The organism is Stenotrophomonas sp. HMWF003 (assembly GCF_003061285.1).
GTDB lineage: Bacteria > Pseudomonadota > Gammaproteobacteria > Xanthomonadales > Xanthomonadaceae > Stenotrophomonas > Stenotrophomonas maltophilia_AP.
The window spans coordinates 1-755 of the sequence record NZ_QAIW01000452.1 but is presented as its reverse complement, the minus strand read 5'-3'; the positions used below and the strand labels follow the sequence as shown (position 1 = coordinate 755).

The following is a 755-nucleotide window of genomic DNA, read 5'->3' as shown; positions in this document are numbered from 1 at the left end:
GTTCCTGCAGCCGTGGCGCGAGCGCCAGGCCGCCACCCCAGACGTGGCCGCCGACCTCCAGAAGCACCTGGACGGCATCCGCGGCGTGCGGGTGCGCACCCAGGTCGGGGGCGGGCTGGTACGCAGCCAGGGCCAGCCGTTCCAGATCGTGCTGGGCGGGCCGGAGTACGCGGAAATCGCGCAGTGGCGTGATCGCATGCTGGCGCGCATGGCCGACAACCCGGGCCTGGTCGGCCCGGATTCGGACTACAAGGAAACCCGGCCGCAGATGCGGGTCAACATCGACCGCCAGCGCGCCGCCGACCTGGGCGTGTCGGTCACCGCGATCGGCAGCGCGCTGGAAACCATGATGGGCTCGCGCCGGGTCACCACCTTCGTCGACAACGGCGAGGAATACGACGTGCTGGTCCAGGCCGGCCGCGACGGTCGCGCCACCCCGGCCGACCTGGCCGCCATCCGCGTGCGCGCCAGCAGCGGCGAACTGGTGCCGCTGTCCAACCTGGTCACGCTCAGCGAAGTGGCCGAAGCGGGCAACCTCAACCGCTTCAACCGGCTGCGCTCGATCACCATCACCGCCGGGCTGGCCCCGGGCTACCCGCTGGGCGAGGCGATCGCGTGGGCCCAGCAGACCGCCCGCGAGGAGCTGCCGCAGCACGCGCAGCTGGACTGGAAGGGCGAATCGCGCGAGTACCAGAACGCCGGCAGCGCCGTGCTGCTGACCTTCGCCATGGCCTTGCTGGTGGTGTACCTAGTGC

At 71.7% G+C, this 755-nt stretch carries 1 protein-coding gene; it reads left to right on the top strand.

The genetic code is table 11. From position 1 onward, the window contains the following. Positions 1 to 755: efflux RND transporter permease subunit (locus tag DBR34_RS21940; RefSeq protein WP_219928351.1), on the top strand; the 755-nt coding region annotated here is incomplete at both ends.